23 protein-coding genes are annotated in these 19,498 nt (G+C 68.6%); 17 read left to right on the plus strand and 6 right to left on the minus strand.

What is annotated here, in order from left to right; genetic code table 11:
- From F788_RS0102950 to F788_RS0102970, 5 genes are all read left to right on the plus strand, one after another.
- Positions 1-966: an energy transducer TonB gene (locus tag F788_RS0102950; RefSeq protein WP_019589199.1), complete on the plus strand. Its 966-nt coding sequence runs from the start codon at positions 1-3 to the stop codon at positions 964-966.
- Positions 967-1,002: 36 nt separating this feature from the next.
- Entirely contained in the window at positions 1,003-1,437 is a 435-nt protein-coding gene (locus tag F788_RS0102955) for a hypothetical protein (protein WP_019569230.1), read from the plus strand.
- A gap of 235 nt (positions 1,438-1,672) precedes the next feature.
- Entirely contained in the window at positions 1,673-2,149 is a 477-nt protein-coding gene (gene bfr, locus F788_RS0102960; RefSeq protein ID WP_019569229.1) for a bacterioferritin, read from the plus strand.
- Positions 2,150-2,207: 58 nt separating this feature from the next.
- Positions 2,208-2,438 carry a hemin uptake protein HemP gene (locus F788_RS0102965; RefSeq protein WP_019589201.1) on the plus strand — a complete coding sequence of 77 codons (231 nt, stop codon included), beginning with the start codon at positions 2,208-2,210 and terminating at the stop codon, positions 2,436-2,438.
- 220 nt (positions 2,439-2,658) lie between these two features.
- Positions 2,659-4,803 carry a TonB-dependent receptor domain-containing protein gene (locus F788_RS0102970; protein ID WP_019589202.1) on the plus strand — a complete coding sequence of 715 codons (2,145 nt, stop codon included), beginning with the start codon at positions 2,659-2,661 and terminating at the stop codon, positions 4,801-4,803.
- 132 nt (positions 4,804-4,935) lie between these two features.
- On the opposite strand, the gene F788_RS0102975 is transcribed toward F788_RS0102970, so the two are convergent.
- Complete coding sequence (locus F788_RS0102975; RefSeq protein ID WP_018871165.1) at positions 4,936-5,211, minus strand: hypothetical protein; 276 nt, start codon at positions 5,209-5,211, stop codon at positions 4,936-4,938.
- Positions 5,212-5,461: 250 nt separating this feature from the next.
- Here F788_RS0102975 and F788_RS0102980 point away from each other — a divergent pair, with 250 nt between their 5' ends.
- Positions 5,462-6,127: a tetratricopeptide repeat protein gene (locus tag F788_RS0102980; protein ID WP_019589203.1), complete on the plus strand. Its 666-nt coding sequence runs from the start codon at positions 5,462-5,464 to the stop codon at positions 6,125-6,127.
- Positions 6,128-6,151: 24 nt separating this feature from the next.
- Here the strand turns inward: F788_RS0102980 and F788_RS0102985 are convergent, their stop codons facing one another.
- The 3 genes from F788_RS0102985 to F788_RS0102995 form a co-directional block, all read right to left on the minus strand.
- Positions 6,152-6,598: a hypothetical protein gene (locus tag F788_RS0102985; RefSeq protein ID WP_018871163.1), complete on the minus strand. Its 447-nt coding sequence runs from the start codon at positions 6,596-6,598 to the stop codon at positions 6,152-6,154.
- A gap of 19 nt (positions 6,599-6,617) precedes the next feature.
- Complete coding sequence (locus F788_RS0102990) at positions 6,618-6,833, minus strand: hypothetical protein (RefSeq protein ID WP_018946554.1); 216 nt, start codon at positions 6,831-6,833, stop codon at positions 6,618-6,620.
- A 66-nt stretch (positions 6,834-6,899) separates the two neighbouring features.
- A complete protein-coding gene (locus F788_RS0102995; RefSeq protein ID WP_019589204.1) occupies positions 6,900-8,063 on the minus strand; it encodes a hypothetical protein in 1,164 nt (387 codons plus the stop codon).
- Between the two features lie 97 nt (positions 8,064-8,160).
- Between F788_RS0102995 and F788_RS0103000 the strand changes: the two genes are divergently transcribed.
- Genes F788_RS0103000 through F788_RS0103010 form a run of 3 tightly spaced genes read left to right on the plus strand, consistent with a single transcriptional unit; the run spans position 8,161 to position 9,899 of the window.
- Positions 8,161-8,868, plus strand: coding sequence for a hypothetical protein (locus F788_RS0103000; protein ID WP_018871160.1), 708 nt, complete (start codon positions 8,161-8,163; stop codon positions 8,866-8,868).
- Positions 8,865-9,374, plus strand: a complete 510-nt coding sequence (locus tag F788_RS0103005; protein WP_019021355.1) for a YcgN family cysteine cluster protein — start codon at positions 8,865-8,867, stop codon at positions 9,372-9,374. The genes F788_RS0103000 and F788_RS0103005 overlap by 4 nt, the downstream gene beginning before the upstream one ends.
- Before the next feature lie 21 nt (positions 9,375-9,395).
- On the plus strand, positions 9,396-9,899 hold the full coding sequence (locus F788_RS0103010; RefSeq protein WP_018871158.1) for a gamma-glutamylcyclotransferase: 504 nt from the start codon (positions 9,396-9,398) through the stop codon (positions 9,897-9,899).
- On the opposite strand, the gene F788_RS0103015 is transcribed toward F788_RS0103010, so the two are convergent.
- Entirely contained in the window at positions 9,900-10,586 is a 687-nt protein-coding gene (locus tag F788_RS0103015; RefSeq protein WP_019021354.1) for a glutathione S-transferase family protein, read from the minus strand. It abuts the gene before it with no gap.
- Positions 10,587-10,744: 158 nt separating this feature from the next.
- Between F788_RS0103015 and F788_RS0103020 the strand changes: the two genes are divergently transcribed.
- From F788_RS0103020 to panD, 8 genes are all read left to right on the plus strand, one after another.
- On the plus strand, positions 10,745-11,176 hold the full coding sequence (locus tag F788_RS0103020) for an RNA-binding S4 domain-containing protein (protein ID WP_019589205.1): 432 nt from the start codon (positions 10,745-10,747) through the stop codon (positions 11,174-11,176).
- Positions 11,169-11,618: an NUDIX hydrolase gene (locus F788_RS0103025; protein ID WP_018871155.1), complete on the plus strand. Its 450-nt coding sequence runs from the start codon at positions 11,169-11,171 to the stop codon at positions 11,616-11,618. Before F788_RS0103020 ends, F788_RS0103025 begins: the two co-directional genes overlap by 8 nt.
- Positions 11,619-11,658: 40 nt before the next feature.
- On the plus strand, positions 11,659-13,092 hold the full coding sequence (gene pcnB, locus F788_RS0103030) for a polynucleotide adenylyltransferase PcnB (RefSeq protein ID WP_019589206.1): 1,434 nt from the start codon (positions 11,659-11,661) through the stop codon (positions 13,090-13,092).
- Positions 13,089-13,679 (plus strand): 2-amino-4-hydroxy-6-hydroxymethyldihydropteridine diphosphokinase, encoded by a 591-nt coding sequence (folK, locus tag F788_RS0103035; RefSeq protein WP_019589207.1) that lies wholly within the window; start codon positions 13,089-13,091, stop codon positions 13,677-13,679. The genes pcnB and folK overlap by 4 nt, the downstream gene beginning before the upstream one ends.
- Positions 13,676-14,326: a deoxynucleoside kinase gene (locus tag F788_RS0103040; protein WP_018946545.1), complete on the plus strand. Its 651-nt coding sequence runs from the start codon at positions 13,676-13,678 to the stop codon at positions 14,324-14,326. Before folK ends, F788_RS0103040 begins: the two co-directional genes overlap by 4 nt.
- 9 nt (positions 14,327-14,335) lie before the next feature.
- Positions 14,336-15,130 carry a 3-methyl-2-oxobutanoate hydroxymethyltransferase gene (panB, locus tag F788_RS0103045; RefSeq protein ID WP_019589208.1) on the plus strand — a complete coding sequence of 265 codons (795 nt, stop codon included), beginning with the start codon at positions 14,336-14,338 and terminating at the stop codon, positions 15,128-15,130.
- A 33-nt stretch (positions 15,131-15,163) separates the two neighbouring features.
- On the plus strand, positions 15,164-16,036 hold the full coding sequence (gene panC, locus F788_RS0103050) for a pantoate--beta-alanine ligase (protein WP_026332687.1): 873 nt from the start codon (positions 15,164-15,166) through the stop codon (positions 16,034-16,036).
- Between the two features lie 87 nt (positions 16,037-16,123).
- Complete coding sequence (gene panD, locus F788_RS0103055) at positions 16,124-16,504, plus strand: aspartate 1-decarboxylase (RefSeq protein ID WP_019021349.1); 381 nt, start codon at positions 16,124-16,126, stop codon at positions 16,502-16,504.
- Positions 16,505-16,573: 69 nt separating this feature from the next.
- Here the strand turns inward: panD and ppc are convergent, their stop codons facing one another.
- Positions 16,574-19,420, minus strand: a complete 2,847-nt coding sequence (ppc, locus tag F788_RS0103060; protein ID WP_019589210.1) for a phosphoenolpyruvate carboxylase — start codon at positions 19,418-19,420, stop codon at positions 16,574-16,576.
- Between the last annotated feature and the right edge of the window lie 78 nt (positions 19,421-19,498).

Raw genomic sequence — 19,498 nt, forward strand, 5'->3', positions numbered from 1 at the left:
ATGCAGCCCGGCATTCGACACTGGGTGGTCGCGCTGATCCTGGCCGTGGTGCTGCACGGACTGGTCGCGATGGCCCTGTTGCTGCGCGAGCCATCCACCGGGGCCGAGGACGCCGGGGTCGGCGGCCTGGAGATCTCCATGGCGGCCGGGGGCTCCGCACCCCCGGCCGCCGCGGCGGAGCCGCCCGCGGAGACGGCCGAGGCCGAACCGGTCGAGCCCGAAATGCCCGAGCCCGCCCCGGCCGAGCCGGTCCGGCCGGAGGAGGCCGAGGTTCGGGAACCGGAACGTCAGCCCGTCCGCGAAGCGGAGGAGGTCGAGCCCGAACCCGAGCCCGAGCCCGAGCCCGAACCGGAACCGGAACCGGAACCGGAACCGGAACCCGAACCCGAACCCGAACCCGAACCCGAACCCGAGCCGGAACCCGAGCCGGAACCCGAGCCGGAACCCGAGCCGGAACCCGAGCCGGAACCCGAGCCGGAACCCGAGCCGGAGCCCGAGCCGGAGCCCGAGCCGGAGCCCGAGCCCGAACCGGAGCCCGCTGGCACGGCCGAGACGGTCGCCGAAACCGATGCTGTGGCCGATGAGCCGGGCGAAACGGACCCGACGGCCGACGAGTCCGGCCCCGCCGGGGACGCGGAGGGGGCCGCCGAGACGGATGCCACGGGCGGTGGCGACCCCGGGGCGGAGAGGGACTACCTTGCCGAACTGCAGGCCTGGGTCGAGCAGCACAAGCGCTATCCCAGAGCGGCCCAGCGTCGCCGGCAGGAAGGTACCGTGGAGGTCCGGCTACAGCTCGCCCGTGATGGTTCGGTGATCGACTACGAGATCCAGGAGAGTTCCGGCTCCGGGATCCTGGATCGCGCGGTGGAAGACATGGTGCAGCGGGCCGACCCGTTTCCGGCGCCGGACAGGATCGGTCTGGACGGCTACGAGATCGTGGTGCCGGTGAATTTTTCGGTGCGCTGACGAACGACGGATCGACGCGTTGTGGAGGCAGGCGAGATGACACGAAACTGGCAGATTCACGGCGGACTTGCGGCAGGCGTGCTGGGGCTGGTCCTGGCGCTGCCGGCACTGGCGGAGGACGGCGGCGGGATCGGCGTCCAGCTGAACAAGCTGGAGCCCGACGGCGACGACTGTCGCGCCCATCTGGTACTGGAGAACGGCCTGGATCAGGCGCTGGAGTCGCTGCAGCTGGATCTGGTGGTGTTCGGCGATGACGGCATCATCCAGAGCCGGACGCTGCTCGAGATGGCACCGCTGCGGGCGGGGAGCACCTCGGTGCGGGCCTTCCGCATGACGGATACGTCCTGTGATCGCGTCGGGCGCATCCTCGTCAACGACGTCGCCGCCTGCGAGGGCCCCGACGGCGCGGTCGCGGACTGTGCCGACCGCATCCGGCCTGAAAGCCTGGCGGAGCCGCCGCTGATTCGCTGAAGCACCGTTCCGGGAACAGGCGCCGCCAGCCCCTGCCGTTTCTGGTTTTATATGGAGCTATTGAAAACAGTTCTCATTCGCTATAGCATTCCCATACCTTGAGGCCATCTTGCATCGCGGAGCCCCCGCGCAGGATCCTGACAGGGGGGGGCGCAGGCCGCTTCATGGCGCGGCTGCCGGACGCGCGGTGCTCGCCGCAATCAGCAACACAACGAGAACGAGAAGGAGAGTCACGATGCAGGGTGATAAGGAAGTAATCCGTTACCTCAACCAGGCGCTCAAGGGCGAACTGACGGCCATCAACCAGTATTTCCTCCATTCCCGCATGTTCCGGGACTGGGGCCTGGAGAAGCTGGCCGCGGCCGAATACGAAGAATCGATCGACGAGATGAAGCATGCGGACGAGCTGATCAACCGCATCCTGTTCCTCGACGGTCTGCCCAACCTGCAGGATCTGGGCACGCTGAGAATCGGGGAGACCACGCGCGAGATCCTCGAGGCGGACCTGGCGCTGGAGCACGAGGGGGAAGCGGTCTACCGCGACGCGATCGCCCACTGTGAACAGGTCCGGGACTACGGGAGCCGCGATCTGCTCCAGAAGATCCTGGACAGCGAGGAAAGCCATATCGACTGGCTGGAGACCCAATTGCAGTTGATCGACCGGATCGGCCTGCAGAACTACGAACAGAGCCAGGCGGGCTCCGCCGAGTAAGGCTCCGGGGCATTGAATACGGCCGTCCCGCAAGGGGCGGGGCGGCCGGGGAGGCAGAATGAGTTCCAGCGAAAACCGCCACCAGCCGGGATCCGTTCCGGAGCACACCGAGCAGCCCCGTGCCGGGGCCGGGGCCGGGGCCGGGCCGGAAGGCCGGCCCGCCGGCGTTCCACGGGAAATCGCCTCGAGCGAGCTGCTGTGTGATGCCGATCGACTGTATATCCGCCATGAAGGCCAGTGCTACACCCTCCGGGTGACGTCCAGCAGGAAGCTGATCCTGACCAAATAAAAGCATTCCACGCCGTGGCGGCCGCCACGGCACCCGCCAGCCAGGGGACCCGCTCCCTCAGCCAGCCATTTTTCGTTACTTGAACCGCGACATGTCACCGGTCGAGGCGGTGCGCTGTCGTGCAAACCGAAGGGAGAAAGAAATGGCTCGCAGAGAACGAATGAGAGGCGTTCATTCCTTTAGTTACGGCTGTGAGGCCGGCGTTGATCGGGAGCGCGGAATGGGGCCGGCAAGCTGGCGCCATCGCGCGGTAGCACTGGCGGTCCTGGGCGTCGCCGGGATGCCGATAGCCAACGCTCAGGATGCCGATACCGATCGTCTGGCACCGGTGGAGATCATCGGCGATTCGGCCCAGGCGCGGGAGCTGCCGGGTTCGGGGGCCGTCGTGGAACCCGAACAGCTGGAGCTCGACGGGACGACCGACATCCACCAGGCGCTGAAAACCGTCCCGGGCATGTACGTTCGCGAGGAAGAGGGCTTCGGCCTGCGGCCGAACATCGGGGTGCGTGCCGCACCTCCGGGGCGCAGCAGCAAGGTGACGATCATGGAAGACGGTGTGCTGATGGCTCCGGCGCCGTATTCCAATCCGGCGGCCTATTATTTCCCCACCACCAAGCGTCTCCATTCCATCGAGGTTCTCAAGGGGGCGCCGCTTCTGCGGCACGGGCCGCAGACCACCGGTGGCGTGATCAACCTGCGTTCCACGCCGATTCCGGCCGAACGCGCCGGCAGCATCGAGACCGTGGCCGGGGAACACGGCGGTCTCGACGTGCACGCGACCTGGGGAGATCGTATCGGTGACTGGAGTTACATGATCGAAACGGTCCAGCGTCGCAGCGATGGTTTCAAGGACATCGACCGCAGCAGCCGTGACACGGGCTTCCGCATCGAGGACTACGTGGCCAAGTTGCGCTGGGACGGGGCGCGCCAGAGCGTTGAACTGAAGGCCCAGCATTCCGAGGAGACGTCCAACGAGACCTATCTGGGCCTGACTGACGATGATTTTTCGCGTGATCCCGATCGCCGTTACGGGCTGTCCGAGATCGACCAGATGAACAACGATCATCAGGGTGTCAGCCTCATTCACGAGTTCGACTGGACCCCGGAAGTGCGGCAGACATCGACCGTCTATCGTAACGAGTTCGCGCGCAACTGGTTCAAGCTCGATGGCAACCTGGTGGCGGACGCCAATGAAGGCGATGCGGACGCGCTTGGTACCTTGCGGGGCACCCGGGACACTACGGGTCTCGAGTACAAGAACAACAATCGGGAGTACGTCTCGCAGGGCGTGCAGACCGAGTTCGATCTGGCGCTCGGCGACCACTGGATCCGGACCGGCGTGCGGTACCACGAAGACGAGATGGATCGTTTCCAGCCCGTGGAGATCTACGATCAGGTCAACGGTTCGCTGGTGCGTCAGGGCCGGGTCGAGCCCTCCGGGGGCAACAATCGTTTCGAGGATGGCGAGGCCTGGAGTCTGTGGGTTACCGACGAGTGGCAGGTGAACGACCGGCTGCGTCTGAATCTGGCCATGCGGTACGAAGACGTGAAGACCTCGCGGGTTCAGTACGCGGACGCCAGCCGCAATACCGTGGACTATCGGCGGTCGAACTCTTACAGCGAATGGCTGCCCGGGGCTTCCATGACCTTTGACGTGGACGATCGCTGGCAGCTGCTGGCCGGTGTGCACCGCGGCTTTTCGCCGGCCGGAGGTGGAGCCGAGTCCGGTACAGCCCCCGAGACCAGTATCAACTGGGAGCTGGGCGGGCGCTATCGCTCCGGCAATCTGTTCGCCGAGGCGATCGGGTTCCACAGTGACTTTACCGACCAGAAGGAAGACTGCTCCGTGGGTTCGCCCTGCTCGGACGGTTCCACCTCGGGTACGTTCACTACCGGCGAGGCGGAGATCTCCGGGGTCGAGGTGCAGGCCGGGACGGAGTTCGCGGCAGGTTCCTTCCAGGTGCCGGTGTCGGCAGCCTACACCTATACCCGGGCGCGCATCAGCAGCGACAACCCGGCCTCGGGCCTGGAAAAGGGCGATCGTCTGCAGGATATCCCGCGCCATCAGCTGAATCTGCGGGCAGGCCTGGAGCATCCGAGCGGTTGGGATAACCACGCGGTGCTGAACTATACCGGTGCTTCCTGCAGCTCCGTCGGCTGTAACAACAGTGATTCGGATTTTGATGAGACCGAGTCCCTGATGACCGTCGATCTGGTGAGTCGCTATGCGCTGACCGGGGATACCGACGTGTTCCTGCGGGCCCGCAATGTCTTCGACGAGCAGCGTATCGTGGCACGTACGCCCTACGGGGCCCGTCCGAACCAGCCCCGGACGATTTCCGTCGGACTGACGCACCGGTTCTGAGCCGCGGGCGACCTCGCTCGCCGGTTGATCCCGGCAGCAATAAAAAGGCCCGACCGGAGAAGGTTTCCGGTCGGGCCCCGGTGGCCGGGAAATGTGGTCGCATCGTCCCGGCGGAGCATTCGGGCGGGACGATCAGAACTGGGGTTCGTCGTCGCCCTCCATGTCGCCACCCATGCCGTCGTCCATGCCATCGCCTTCGGGTTCCATTCCCTGGCCTCCCATGTCACCTTCCGGCGGGGCGCCTTCCTGCATGCCGCCACCCATTCCGTCCTCGGCCGGCGGCGCGCCTTCTTCCATCTGCTGTTCTTCGAACTCGTCCATGCCCATGTCGTCACCGCCGCAGCCGGCGATCAGCAGGGCAAAGGGCGCGATGGCGGTGGCTGCCAGCAGTTTCGTGGAACGTTTCATCAAGGTCCTCCTCATTGGGACAAGGGTAAGAATCAGGGACAGGGTCCCTGTCGCCCCTGCGTCTCCTGCCCCCCGGGGGTGAGTTCCCGAGTCGCGCCGGGCGGACCCGCGCTCAAGCGGGATGCGGGTGAAAAAATAAGAATGGCGTCACGCTCTGTGGTTCGCGTGCCCGGCCGCCGTGGGGGACATCGACGCTGCGTTGTCCGGTCGGTACATTGCCGGCCGACATGTCCCGAATCGAGTTCGCACCATGAATGCATCAAATGATCCGCGCGGGCTGCTCGAGCAGGCGCGCGCGGCCTGGACGGACGGAGACACCGCGCGGGCGGTGGACCGCTGGCAACAGGCCGCCACCGCGGGTGATCCGCTCGCGGCCTACAACCTGGGGGTGCTGCTGGATGAAGGCACGCACATGCCGCGCGACCCGGCGCGTGCCGCGATCTGGTATCTGCAGGCGGCCGAGGCGGGCTGGCCGGATGCCGCGTTCAATCTGGCGGTGCTGTTCGAACAGGGCGACGGCGTGGAGGCCAGCCCGAACGAGGCGGCGCGCTGGTTCCATGCCGCCGCCGAGGGCGGCAATCCGCAGGCGATGTTCAACCTGGGCCTGAAGTTCGACGAGGGGCGCGGGTTGCCGCAGGACTCCGAGCAGGCGGCGCAGTGGTATCTGCTGGCGGCCGAGGCCGGCGAGGGCCGCGGGGCCGCCAACCTGGCGCGGCTGTTCGCGATGGGCGAGGGCGTGGAGCGCTCGGATGTCTCCGCCTTCAAGTGGTATGCGATCGCGGCGGAGATGGGGGTGGCCAGTGCGGCGCGCTATCGCGAGCGGGTGGCACGCGAACTCAACGCGGACGAGCGGCTGCATGCGGGGGAGCGGGCGCAGGAGTGGCTGGCGGAGTTCCCGCGGCGGGGAGACGCCTGAGTCCGCAGGGCGGCACCGCCGCGGTCAGACAACGATGTTCAGCTCGCGGCGGGGTTCCTCGGCCGGGCCGGCAAAGCTGAAGGCCAGTTCCACACGCCGGCGCAGGGCCTCGACCCCGGAGTCCTCCAGTGCGCCGCCGTCGGCGATGCGCTCCTCGCCCGGACGGGCGTCGTCGGCGGTGCCGGACTGAAACGCCTCGATCTCGGCCGCCAGGCGCGCCTGGCCGGCCATTTCGCGCTCGTTGCGGGGCAGAACCAGGTCGGCACGCGGGTCGCCCTCGTCCCCGTTGCGGTTGCGCTGCTGCTCGGCGCGGTCCTCGATGGGACGGCGCGCGGCCCCGGCTTCGGGGTCGTTCAGCGGGCGATCGAACTCCGATGGCGCGGACAGCTGGCCGAGACCCAGGCGGTCCGAACCGCTCGGCCGGGTGGCCGGGACGGTCGGCGGTGCCGGATTGGTCAGCGGTGCTTCCATGGTGTCCCTCGCTTCCGCGTCAGGCGCGGACGTCGAGCAGGCTCCCGATCATGCGGTCTTCGGCTTGCAGGGTCTTCACGTTCGCTTCCACGTGACGCTGGCTCGCGCTCATCTCGACCATCGCCGTGTTGCTCTGGCGGCTGCCGGCGTTCTCGGTGGCCACGGTGTGGGCCTGCTGACGCATCTGCGTCATGCCCTTCTGGATGCCCTGCAGGCCGCTGCTGCCGTCGATCATTTTCCGGTCCGGATTCGCACTTGTTTCAAATTATAGACCAGACCCCGGGAGATATGCTAAGGGCGCTCAGGAAGGCGCGGGGGTAGCCGCGAGATGTTCGGCCAGGCGGGCCGCGACCTGTTCGCGGGCCGTGGCCTGTCGTTCCAGCCATCGGGTCAGCCGCGCCTGGCGCTGTCCGGCATCCGGCAGGGTCGAAAGGGTCTCGAGAATCGCGGCGGACACGGCATCGGGATCTTCTCCGCGGCGGATCAGGCCGGTGGTCTCCGCGGCACGCCGCAGGCGGACCTCGTCTTCCGGGGCGTCGCCGCTGGCGGCCGGCCCGGTCACCACGGCACTGCCGCAGGCCAGGGGGCGTGCCAGATCCGGCGGGGTCCGCGTGGCCGCCAGGGTGCCGCCGGGCAGGGTGATGTCGGCGCAGGCGTAGGCGGCCTGCAGGGTCTGCGGATCCTCGATGTAGTAGACCCGGTTCTTGCGCGGGACGTACGAGGTCATGAACCGGTTGTGGCGCACGATCGGCAGCGAGTACTTGATTGCATCGCGGTAGACCGGCTCGTGGCGTTCGGGGTCCGCCGGTGCGAGCAGGAGCAGGGCGGCGCTCTTCTGCAGGACCGCGAACAGTACTGCGAAGGCGAACGCCTCCTCGTCCGGGCCGGTGTTCGGGGCCAGCAGAATCGGGTGGCCGCGCTCGCGGTATTCGGCGAAGCGTTCGCAGAACGCCCGCTCGGGATCCGGGTCTTCCGGTGCGGGGGGCAGGGATACGGCCCCGGCGAGCGGGTCGCCGGTGGTCTCGGCGCCCAGTGCCGGGTCCACGGCGCCATCCCGGGCGGCCAGCACGGTGGCGAAGGGGACGCCTTCCGGGGCGGGGCCCTCGGCGTTGACCCAGGCCACGCGGGCCCCGGCGGCCACGGTGGCCCGCAGCGCCTCGCCGGGGAGATCGACCGGGCCCAGCAGCACCACGGCCCGGGGGCGCAGGCGGGCCAGGCGCGCCGGGGCGAGTTCGGGGGGCAGGGCCACCGCCGGCAGGGTTTCGGGTGCTCCGGGCACGGCGGCCTCCCTGTCGCGGGGGGCATCGCTGACGCCCAGCAGCAGCGGGCCCAGGGTCTCGCCGAGACCGGCGAGCCAGTCGGGCGCCCGCGCGAGTTCGCGGTGCGAGGCGATGATCAGGGTGCGTCCGGTGTATGCGGACGGGACCGAGCGGGCCGTGATCCAGGCAGACAAACGTGAGATCATGCGTGATCGGACGCGGGGCGCCGGGTGGTTTGCGAGCCGCCCAGTATAGCGACCCCGCGAGGATTCGCGCAGGGGTGGCTCGGGAGCAGAAGTCGGCATGAATCTACGCTGGACCATCGGGGCGGTCGCCCTCGCGGGCATTCTGGCCCTGGCGATGTTCGTCTACATGCAGCCCGGCGGGCAGCAGACCCGGCAGTTCGACAGTCTGCCCTGGCAGGTGGAGGTGCTGGACCGGCAGCACACGCGGGTGCTGGGGATTACCCTGGGCGAGACCACCATGGCGGATCTCATGGGGCGGTTGCCGGTGCCCGAGATCCGGATGTTCGAGGATCCCGACGGGACGCGCTCGGTGGAGGCGTATTACGTGAATGCCCGCATCGAGCCGTTCGAGACCAACCTGATCCTGCGCCCCGATCTGGACGAGGCCGACCTGGACCGTATCGAGGCGGGGACGACCTCCGAACGGCCGATGCCGTCGGGTGCCCGGCGCTACGGCCTGGACGACGACACCCTTGCATCGCTGGGTAACGTGCCGGTGGTGGAGATGAGCTATATTCCCCGGGCACGCTGGGACGCGGATCTGCTGCGCCGGCATTTCGGCGAGCCGGCCGAGCGCATGCAGATCGACAGCGACCACGCCTACTGGCTGTATCCCGATCAGGGTGTGGCCGTGCTGCTGCCCGACCGCGGACGGCCGACCATGCACTACACCACGCAGGAGCGCTGGAGCCGGGTCGAGCAGCGCCTGCAGGAAGAGGGGCGCCGGCGGCTGGGCGAAGAGGACCACCGGGCGGAGACGCCGTGAGCGACGAACGGCCCTTTTACCAGCGCCCGCTGGAGGAACTCGACGCGGCCGAATGGGAGGCCCTTTGCGACGGCTGCGGGCGCTGCTGCCTGCACAAGTTCGAGGACGAGGATACCGGCGAACTGGCCCACACCTGGCTGGCCTGTGACCTGCTCGACTGCGAGACCGGCCATTGCTCCGACTATGCCCGGCGTCGCGAGTCCGTGCCGGACTGTCTGCAGCTGACCCTGGAGAAGGTGGCGCAATACGACTGGCTGCCGCCCACCTGCGCCTATCGCCTGCGCTTTGCCGGGCAGCCCCTGCCGAGCTGGCACCCGCTGCTGACCGGCGATCCGGACAGCGTGCGCCGCGCCGGGGTGTCGGTGGCCGGGCGGGTCCTGCGCGAATGCGATGCCCCGGATCTGCCGATCATCGATTACGTGGTGGACTGGCCGGGCGAGGTTCCGCTGGCTGCCCGCCTGTTGCAGCCGGCGTCGGAGCCGGAGGGTGACTCAACCGCAAAATAGAGCGGAGGTGGGGATCGGATCATGTCTTCCCCGTTCATCGACCTGTTCGTCTACGGCACGCTGAAGCGCGGTTATGCCAACTTTGCCGCGCATTGCGGCCATGCCCTGGAGGTGGTTCCGGCGAGCGTGCCCGGCTGGCTGTATCACCTGCCCCATGGGTACCCCGGGGCGGTCATTCCGCAGGAACGTATCCTGGCCGAGGGGTCGGACGACCCGGAGGCCGATGCGGCCCTGCAGTGGCGGCATGATCCTCCGGCCAGCCCGGCGCCGGTCTCCGGTTACGACCGCATTCAGGGCGAGATCATGCGTCTGCCCGAGCCACGCCGCAGTCTGCCGCCGGTGGATCGTCTGGAGGACTTCCGGGCGGACGGGCGGGGCATGTATCGCCGCGCCCTGGTACTCGCCGATCCCGACCCCTCTTCCGGTTCCGGGCCTGCGTCGGGGCCGCGTCCGGTGTGGATGTACTGGATGCCCGAAATCCCCGCCGGCCGGTATCTGCGGCGCGGGGTCTGGCCCGAGGGGTGATCAGCCGTCGCGCAGTGCGGCCGCCAGTTGCCGGGGCGCGGTGCCGGTCTGGCCATCCAGGTAGGTGGCCAGGCGCTGCGAGAAATCCGCCGGTACCGAGTCGCGTACCGCGTCCATCGCCTCCAGCCACTGCCAGCGCGCCGCCAGGCGCGGGAAGGATTCGGGGTCCCAGGGGCTGTCTTCGTGGGTGAGCAGGGCGTAGCGCATCAGCAGCGGCGCCAGGGTCGCGTCCACCAGCGAGAACTCCGCCCCGGCCAGCGTGCGGTCGCCGGCCATCTGGCGTTCCAGTCGCTCCAGACCTCGTGCCGCCTCGTGTGCGGCCCGTTCGAAGGCGTCCTCGTCGGCCGCGGTCATCCAGCGGTACTGCGCGAAGGTCTGTTCCGACAGGTACTCGATCCAGGCGCGGGCCCGGGCGCGTTCCAGCGGTTCCGGAGGCAGGCGTTCGGGCGGGGTAACGGCGTCGATGTATTCGTTGATGACCGCCGATTCGAACAGGACCGTGTCCCCGTTCACGATCAGGATCGGGACCTTGCCCAGCGGCGAGCGTTCCCGGAACCAGTCGGGCGGGTCGGCGAGGTCGATGCGGGTGAGTTCGTACGGCGCTGCCTTGTAATTCAGCGTGATGAGGCTACGCTGGACGAAAGGACAAATATCGAAGCTGACCAGGTGCAGATGCGGAAAGTCCATGGCATGGCCCGGTGGCCCGCGGGCCACCGGTTCCCCCTCCGGAAATATCGGTGCATGAAGGCGGCATTCTGGTCGCTCCGGTCCGCGGATAAAAGCCCGGGCCGACTACCGGTCGCCGGTGCGCGCGGGGCGCCCGCAGTGCTCGCGCGGGGGTGCTCATGAGCCGGACGGGTCCAGCGGCGGCGCCTGCGTCCAGCCTGCGTCTGGACAAGTGGCTGTGGGCGGCGCGTTTCTTCAAGACCCGCGCCCTGGCGACGGAGGCGGTGTCCGGCGGCAAGGTCCATGTCAACGGCGAGCGCTGCAAGCCCGCGCGCAAGCTGCATCCGGGGGATCGCGTGCGGGTGCACAAGGGGAGCTGGTCCATGGAGGTCGACGTGGTGGCGCTGGATGATCGGCGGCGCCCGGCGACCGAGGCGGAGCAGCTCTATACCGAAACCCCGGAGAGCCGCGAGTCGCGCGAGCAGGAGGCATCCCGCCGGCGGCTGGAACGCGAGGCACGGGCCCCGGCGCCCTCGGGGCGTCCGGACAAACGCGAGCGCCGCAAGATCCGGCGTTTCGTGCGGCAGGATCAGGGAGGAACCGATGAGTGACCGACGCCCGCGTACGCCGGCCCTGGCGGTGGACCTGGTGATCCGGCATGCCGCCGAGCCCGGCCGGATCCTGGTCATCGAGCGTCACAACCCGCCGCACGGGTGGGCGCTTCCCGGGGGCTTTGTCGACGTGGGCGAGAGCGCGGAACATGCCGCCGTGCGGGAGGCCCGCGAGGAAACCGGTCTGCAGGTCGAACTGCAGGCCCTGCTGGGGGTGTATTCGGCGCCCGATCGCGACCCCCGCGGGCACACCGTGAGTGTGGTGTATCTGGCTCAGGGGAACGGTCAGGCGCGGGCCGCCGACGATGCGCGCGACTGTGCCTGGCTGGACCCGGACGACCCCGGTCTGCCACTGGCCTTCGATCACCGCCGTATCGTGGACGACTACCTGCGCTATCGCCTTACCGGCGAAGTGGCTCCCCTGAGAACAAGGACGGATTAGCTGTTAAGATACGCCACCGAAGCCATTTTGACGGCCCTGCGTGACCCGCCCTGATACCGAAATCCCGGCCCCGGCCGAAACTGACCCCCGCGACGACGCCCCGCGCGCCGGCGACGCATCGGTCGTGCCTCGCGTCTACAGCCGCGAGGAGCACGGCATCTCGCGTGCGGCCATCGACAACAACGCGCTCAAGGTGCTCTACCGCCTGCGTGACGCGGGCTACCGCGCCTGTCTGGTCGGCGGCGGGGTGCGCGACCTCCTGCTGGGGCGTGAACCCAAGGACTTCGACGTGGCCACCGACGCCACCCCCGAAGAGGTCCGCGGGGAGTTCCGCAACTGCCGACTGATCGGTCGGCGGTTCCGGCTGGCTCACGTGCTGTTCGGCCGCGAGGTGATCGAGGTCGCGACCTTCCGTGCTCCGCACGATGCCGGTGGGGACGATGACGACGACGACGGCGACGTGGCCCTGAGCGACGACGGCCGCATCCTGCGCGACAATCGCTACGGCACCATCGAGCAGGACGCCCTGCGGCGCGATTTCAGCATCAACGCGCTGTACTACGACATCAACGACTTCTCGGTGCTGGACTACACCGGCGGCGTCGAGGACCTGCGCGAGGGCGTTCTGCGCCTGATCGGCGACGATCCCGAGACGCGCCTGCGCGAGGATCCGGTGCGCATGCTGCGGGCGGTGCGTTTCTCCGCCAAGCTGGGGCTTCGCATCGACCCGGCGGTGGACGAGGCGATGCACCGGCTGGCGCCGCTGATGCAGGAAGTCGCGCCGGCACGCCTGTTCGACGAGGTGATCAAGCTGTTCCACAGCGGCGAGGCCGTCACCTGCCTCGACGAGCTCGAACGCTTCGGTCTGTTCGAGGCGATGTTCCCGTCCACCGCCGAGGCCTTCGACGACCCCGACGATCCCGAGGCCGGTCTCAGCCAGCGGGCCTTCCTGGTCGAGGCGCTGCGCAACACCGACAAGCGGCTGGCCGAGGACCAGGGCGTGCACCCGGCGTTTTTGTATGCCGCGCTGATGTGGGCGCCGCTGCAGTGGGAGGCCAGTGCGCGCATCGAGGAAGGCGAGAACCCGGCGCCGGCCTGGGACCAGGCGATGTCGCAGATCCTCGACGAGCAGGGCGAGACCATCACCATCCCGCGCCGCTTTGCGCTGGTGATTCGCGAGATCTGGGACATGCAGAGCCGGCTGGAGACCCACTCCGGGGCGCGGGCCCTGAAGCTGCTGACGCATCCGCGTTTCCGTGCCGGTTACGACTTCTACTGCCTGCGGGCGCAGGTGGGGGATGCCAGCGAGGCGACCTGCCGCTGGTGGACCGAACTGCAGGAAAAGGACGAGGCCGGACGCAAGGCAATGACCGGGGCCTCGGGCGGGGATGGCAAGCGCAAGCGCCGCAAGCGCAAGCCGCGGGGTCGTGCCGGCGGCTCGGGCGGGAAGAAGGCGGGGGAAGACTCGGCATGACCCGGATCCAGCCCGGCGGGCGCACTGCGGCCGTGTCGGCCTACATCGGCATCGGCGCCAACCTGGGGGATCCGGTGGCACAGGTTCGCGGCTCTTTCGCCCGCCTTGCCCGCGAGGTGCCCGGGACGCATCTGGCGGGGCGCTCGCGGCTGTACCGCAATCCGCCGATGGGACCGCCGGATCAGCCGGACTACGTCAATGCCGTGGCCCGGCTGCACACCCGACTGACGCCGCGCGAACTGCTGCATGCGCTGCAGGCCATCGAACAGCGCTGCGGGCGCGTGCGCGACGGCCAGCGCTGGGGGCCGCGGCTGCTGGACCTCGACCTGCTGCTGTACGGCGACCGGGTGCTGAACGAGCCGGGGCTGGCGGTGCCGCATCCGGGGGTGGCCGAGCGCAATTTCGTGGTCCTGCCGCTGCAGGAGCTGGCACCGGGGCTGGAGATCCCCGGGCGCGGCCCGCTGGCGGCGCTGGCCCGTGCCTTTGACCCCGCCGCCCTGATCCCGGTGGAGGAGTCGGGCGACAGCGCCGCGGAGGCCGCCGCGGGGGAGCCACCACCGGGCCGCCGTGCGGGGGCGGGCGCATGAGCCTGGGCCATTTCGACTTCATCGCGGTCGAGGGGCCGATCGGCGTCGGCAAGTCCTCGCTGGCGCAGCGGCTGGCGGAACACCTGCGCGCGGAGCTCCTGCAGGAGGCCCCCGACGAGAACCCGTTCCTGGAACGTTTCTATCAGGATCCGGCCAAGCATGCCCTGGCCACCCAGCTGTATTTCCTCGTGCAGCGCGTGCGCCAGCTGACCCCGGTGGCGCAGAAGGGGCTGTTCCAGCAGGCGCATGTGGCCGACTACCTGATGGACAAGGACCCGCTGTTCGCCGAACTCAATCTGGCCCCGGACGAGCTGGAGATCTACCACGAGATGTTCCGCCGGCTGCGCCAGGGGCTGCCGCAGCCGGATCTGGTGATCTATCTGCAGGCGCCGGTGGACGTGCTGCAGGAACGCATCCGCCAGCGCGGACGGGCCTATGAACGCCGGATCGAAACCGCCTATCTGGAACGGCTGAACGCCGCCTACGCGGATTTCTTCTATCATTTCGAGGGACCGGCGCTGGTGATCGTCAACGCGACCGAGATTGACTGGGTGAACAACCCGGCCGATTTTGACCAGCTGCTGCAGTTTCTCGAACCGATCCAGGGCGGGCGGCACTACTTCAACCCGCTGCCGATCACGCTGTAGGGGACACGCATGGGCGCGATCACCGTCAACACCCTGGCCGAGCGTCGGCGGGCCGGCGAGCGCTTTGCCTGTCTGACCGCCTACGACGCCGCGTTCGCGCGCCTGCTGGACGAGCAGGGCGTGGAGGTGATCCTGGTCGGGGATTCGCTGGGCATGGTGGTACAGGGACATGCGACCACCCTGCCGGTCACCTTGGAGGACATGGTCTATCACACCGCCGCGGTCGCCCGCGGTACCCAGCAGGCGCTGATCATGGCGGATCTCCCGTTTCTGGGGGACGCCGATCCGGCCACCGCGCTGGCCCAGTCCGGCGCCCTGATGCGGGCCGGGGCGCAGATGATCAAGATCGAGTGCGGCACGTCGCAGATCCCGGTGGTCGAACGGCTGGTGGATTCCGGCATCCCGGTGTGTGCCCACCTGGGGCTGACCCCGCAGGCGGTGCACCGCATGGGCGGGTACCGCGTGCAGGGCCGCGACGCCGCCACGGCGGCCGAGCTGGAATCGCTGGCCGGGCGGCTGGAACAGGCCGGGGCCCAGGCCCTGCTGCTGGAGGGCGTGACCGAGGCACTGGCCACCGCGGTCGCGCGGGCGGCCGACGTGCCGGTGATCGGGATCGGGGCCAGCCCGGCCTGCGACGGCCAGGTGCTGGTGATTGCCGACGTGATCGGCCTGACCCCGAATCCGCCGCGCTTCGCCCGCGATTTCCTCGCCGAGGGCGGCTCGCTGGCCGGAGCGGTGCGGGCCTATGTCGGAGCGGTGCGCGAGGGGCGCTTCCCGGAATCCGGCGTGCATACCTTTGTATAGAGAACCCCGGTTCAGACGAGGCTCGGGACGGCCATGAGAATCCTTCGAGATCGACCCCAGATCCAGGCGATGCGCCGCGAATGGTCGCGCCGTGGCGGGCAGGAGACCATTGCCCTGGTGCCCACCATGGGGCACCTCCACGAAGGGCACATGGCACTGGTGCGCGAGGCGCGGGCGCGGGCGTCGCGCGTGGTGGTGTCGATCTTCGTCAATCCGCTGCAGTTCGACCGCGAGGAAGACCTCGCGAACTACCCGCGCAGCCTGGAAGAAGACTCCCGCCGGCTGGCGGATGCCGGCGTCGACGCCCTGTTCTGCCCGGACGAATCGGTGATGTACCCGGACGACGGGCTGCCGCCGGTGAAGGTGGTGGTGCCGGTGCTCTCGGAGATCCTCGAGGGGGCGTTCCGTCCGGGGCATTTCGACGGTGTGGCGACCGTGGTGGCCAAGCTGTTCAATCTGGTGCGGCCGGATATCGCCCTGTTCGGCGAGAAGGACTATCAGCAGTTCCGCCTGATCGAGCGCATGGTCGGCTCGCTGGACATGCCGGTGCGGGTGGATGCGGTGCCGACCGTGCGCGAGTCCGACGGGCTGGCCTGTTCCTCGCGCAACAGTCTGCTCTCGGCCGAGTCGCGCGCGCGGGCGCCGGCGCTCAAGCGCGTGCTCGACGAGGTCGCCATCGTCTGCCGGCGCGACCGCAGCGGCGCGGCCGACCGCGTCACCGAGATCGAGGCCGAGGCCTGTGATCGTCTGCGCGAGGCCGGGCTGGACGCCGAATACGTGGCCATCCGCCGGGCGGTCGACCTCGCCGAGCCGGTAGCCGGCGAGGCCCTGTGCGATCAGGACCTCGTGATCCTCGGGGCGGCCTGGCTGGACAGCGTCCGCCTGATCGACAATCGCCGGCCCTGAGCCGGGCGCGGGAGATTGCCGCTCCCGCGAGCATCGCGCATAATCTTCGGCCCCGTAAAAACACCGTTCGCCGACGGAAAGACGCTTATGCTGGTCACCATGCTCAAGGGCAAGCTGCACAAGGCCCGGGTCACGCACTGTGAACTCGAGTACGAGGGGTCCTGCGCGATCGATACGCGTCTGCTGGAGGCGTCCGGGATCCTGCCGTTCGAGCAGATCCAGATCTACAACGTGGACAATGGCGAACGCTTTACCACCTACGCGATCGAGGCGGAAGCCGGCTCCGGGGTGGTCTCGGTCAATGGCGCCGCCGCGCACAAGGCCTCGGTGGGCGACCGCGTGATCATCTGCGCCTACGGCCAGCTGGATGCCGCCGAGGCGCGCGAGTTCACCCCCGATCTGGTGTATCTCGACGCCGACAACGCCATCGCCCGCACCGGGCACGATATCCCCGTCCAGGCCGCCTGAGTACGGCATTATTGGCCCGGGGCCCTGCATGAGCCCCGGGCCCCGGCCAGTGCGTGTCCCGCTCCGGTCTCAGCCGGTGTTGCGCATACCCGCGGCGATCGCGTTGATCGAGCGCAGCAGCGGCGAGATCCAGGGGTTCTCCCGGGCGTCCCCGTTCCCTTCGTTCTCGGCCTCGAAACCCCGTGACTGGCGCAGCAGGTGGATCTGGATGCTGTTGAGCGGATCCAGATAGGGGTTGCGCCGCTGCAGCGAGCGCGCCAGCAGAGGCGTTTCTTCCATCAGCCCGTCCAGCTGAGCCACCCGCAGCACCTCGTTGACGGTGCGGCTGTGTTCCTCGCGTACCCGCGAATAGATGCGCTCGGACAGGTCGGTGTCGTGCGACAGCCGGGCGTACTCGGCGGCGGTGCGCATGTCGGCCTTGGTCAGGGCCATCTGGCAGTTGGACAGCAGCGAACGGAAGAACGGCCACTCCTGATACATGCGCTGCAGCTGTTCCAGGCGTGCCGGATCGTCGCCGCGCCAGCGTTGCAGCGCGGTGCCGATGCCGTACCAGGCCGGCAGGGTGTGGCGCGACTGGGCCCAGCCGAAGACCCACGGGATCGCGCGGATCGAACTCTTGGAACGGTCGGTCTTGCGCCGGTGCGAGGGTCGCGAGCCGATGTTGAGATAGCCGATCTCCTGCACCGGGGTGATCTCGTAGAAGTAGTCGAGCGTGCCCGGGGTGTGGTCGATCAGATCGCGGTAGGCATCCTCGCCCAGGCGCGCCAGTTCCTCCATGGTCTCGCGGTAGTCGTCGCGGTCGCAGCGCGGCGGGCGGATCAGGCTGCGCGAGGCGAGCATAAGCCCGGTCGCGCCCATGCCCAGCTCGTACACCGCGGTCTCCACGTTGGAGTACTTGTACGACAGTACCTCGCCCTGTTCGGTGAACTTGATGCCGCCCTGCACGGTGGCCGGGGGCTGGGCAAGGATGGATTCGTGGGTCGGGCCGCCGCCACGCCCGACGGTGCCGCCGCGACCATGGAACAGCTGGCAGCGCACGCCGTAGCGGTCGGTGATGCCGACGATCTTCTTCTGCGCCTCGTACAAGTTCCAGCTGGAGGCCAGGATGCCGCCGTCCTTGCAGGAGTCCGAGTAGCCCAGCATCACGTCCTGGACGTTTCCGGAGGCGGCCAGCAGGCGCGCGTAGACCGGATTCGACAGCAGGCCCTCCAGGACGTCCTCGACGTGCAGGAGGTCCTCGATGGTCTCGAACAGCGGCGAGATGCGCAGGTGGCAGTACGCTCCGGTTTCCGGATCTTCGCCGGCCAGTCCGGCCAGGCGCCCCAGCAGCAGGACTTCCAGCACGTGCGAGGCCGCGTGGGTCATGGAGATGACGTAGGTGCCGATGCCGCGGGGGCCGACCTCGCCGCGCATGCGGCGGATCACGTCGAACACCTCCAGGGTCTCGCGCGTGCCCTCGCTCAGGTTGTCCGGACGCCGCAGATCGCCCTTCCGCGCGATCATCTCGGCCAGGCACTGCTGGCGGGCCGTCTCGTCCATGGACGCGTAATCCAGCTCGGGATCCATGGCGCGCAGGATCTCGGCCACCGCCTCGGTGTGCACCGTGGATTCCTGACGCACGTCCAGATGGTGCAGGTGGAAGCCGAAGGTCTCGACCAGGCGGATCAGGTCGGTGAGCGCGCCGCTGGCGATGTTGCGGTCGCCGTGGCTGATCAGGGAGTCACGGATCAGCTTCAGGTCGTGCAGGAACGACTCCGGGGTGGCGTAGGCGCTGTTGGTGGGCAGCACCGCGGCCTCGCCCCGGATCCGCCGGCTGACCGTACCCAGGGTCTCGCGCAGGCGGTAGCGCATGATGTAGAGCTTGCGCCGGTAGGGCTCGGTCTCGAAGCGGTCGGAGGCCCCCTGGAACACCGCGTTGGAGATGGTCGCGTCCGATTTCAGGCTGGCGAGGAATTCCGCCGATGGCTCGCACATGTAGGAGGAGTGCGTGAGGACGTTGCGCAGTTCGTTGACCCGCTTGATGTACTCGCGCAGCACCTGTTCCATCGCCAGACGCGAGGCCAGTGCCGTGACCTCCGGGGTGACGTTGGGGTTGCCGTCGCGGTCGCCGCCGATCCAGGAGCCGAAATGCAGGAACGCGGGGATCCGCACCGGCAGGGAGCCGTCCGGATTGACCCCGTAGATGCGGCGGATCGCCTTCTCGAGGAAACGGTAGCTCTGCGGTACCGCCTCGAACAGGCTCTCCTCGAAATAGAACAGCCCGTACTTGATCTCGTCCTGGACCTCCGGCTTCCTCACCCGCACCTCGTTGGTGCGCCACAGGATCTGGATCTGGCTTTCCAGCTCCTCGGTGATCAGGCGACGTTCCTCGTCGCCCAGTCCCGGCTGGTTGAGGCGGTCGGCGGTCTCGAACACCCGGCGCTGATTCTCCATGGTGGTCCGCCGCCGGGCCTCGGTGGGATGCGCGGTGAACACCGGCTGGTAGTGCAGCTGCCCCAGCAGTTCCTCCAGTTCCTGCGCGGTGACGCCGTCGTCGTGCAGTTCGCGCAGGGCCTGGTCGAAGGAGCCCAGCCACAGAGGCTCGCCACTGGAGACCTGGGCGCGGCGCCAGCGGTAGAACAGGTCTTCCTCGGCGATGTTGACCAGCGAGAAGTAGATGCTGAAGGCGCGGATCACGCGCTCGGTCAGGGTCGTGTCGAACTGCGTGATGTCATCCATCAGCCGCTGGCGCAGCTCCGGGTCTTCCTCCTTGCGCAGGCTGACAAATCCACGGCGCAGGGTCTCCACCGCGTCGAAGACGGTCTTGCCCTCGAGTTTCCAGATGACGTTGCCCAGCAATTCTCCGAACAGACGCACGCGCGCGCGCAGTTCCTTGTCCTGGGGCAGGAAACGGTCGTTGTGATCGGCTTGGTTCATGAGGCGGCCCGCGCAGCAGGGGGCCGGCCGCAGCCGGCCCCGCCGTGGTGGTTGCTTGCCTGCCGGCCCGTGCCGGTC

Origin of the sequence: Thioalkalivibrio sp. ALE10 (genome assembly GCF_000381385.1) — a bacterium.
GTDB lineage: Bacteria > Pseudomonadota > Gammaproteobacteria > Ectothiorhodospirales > Ectothiorhodospiraceae > Thioalkalivibrio.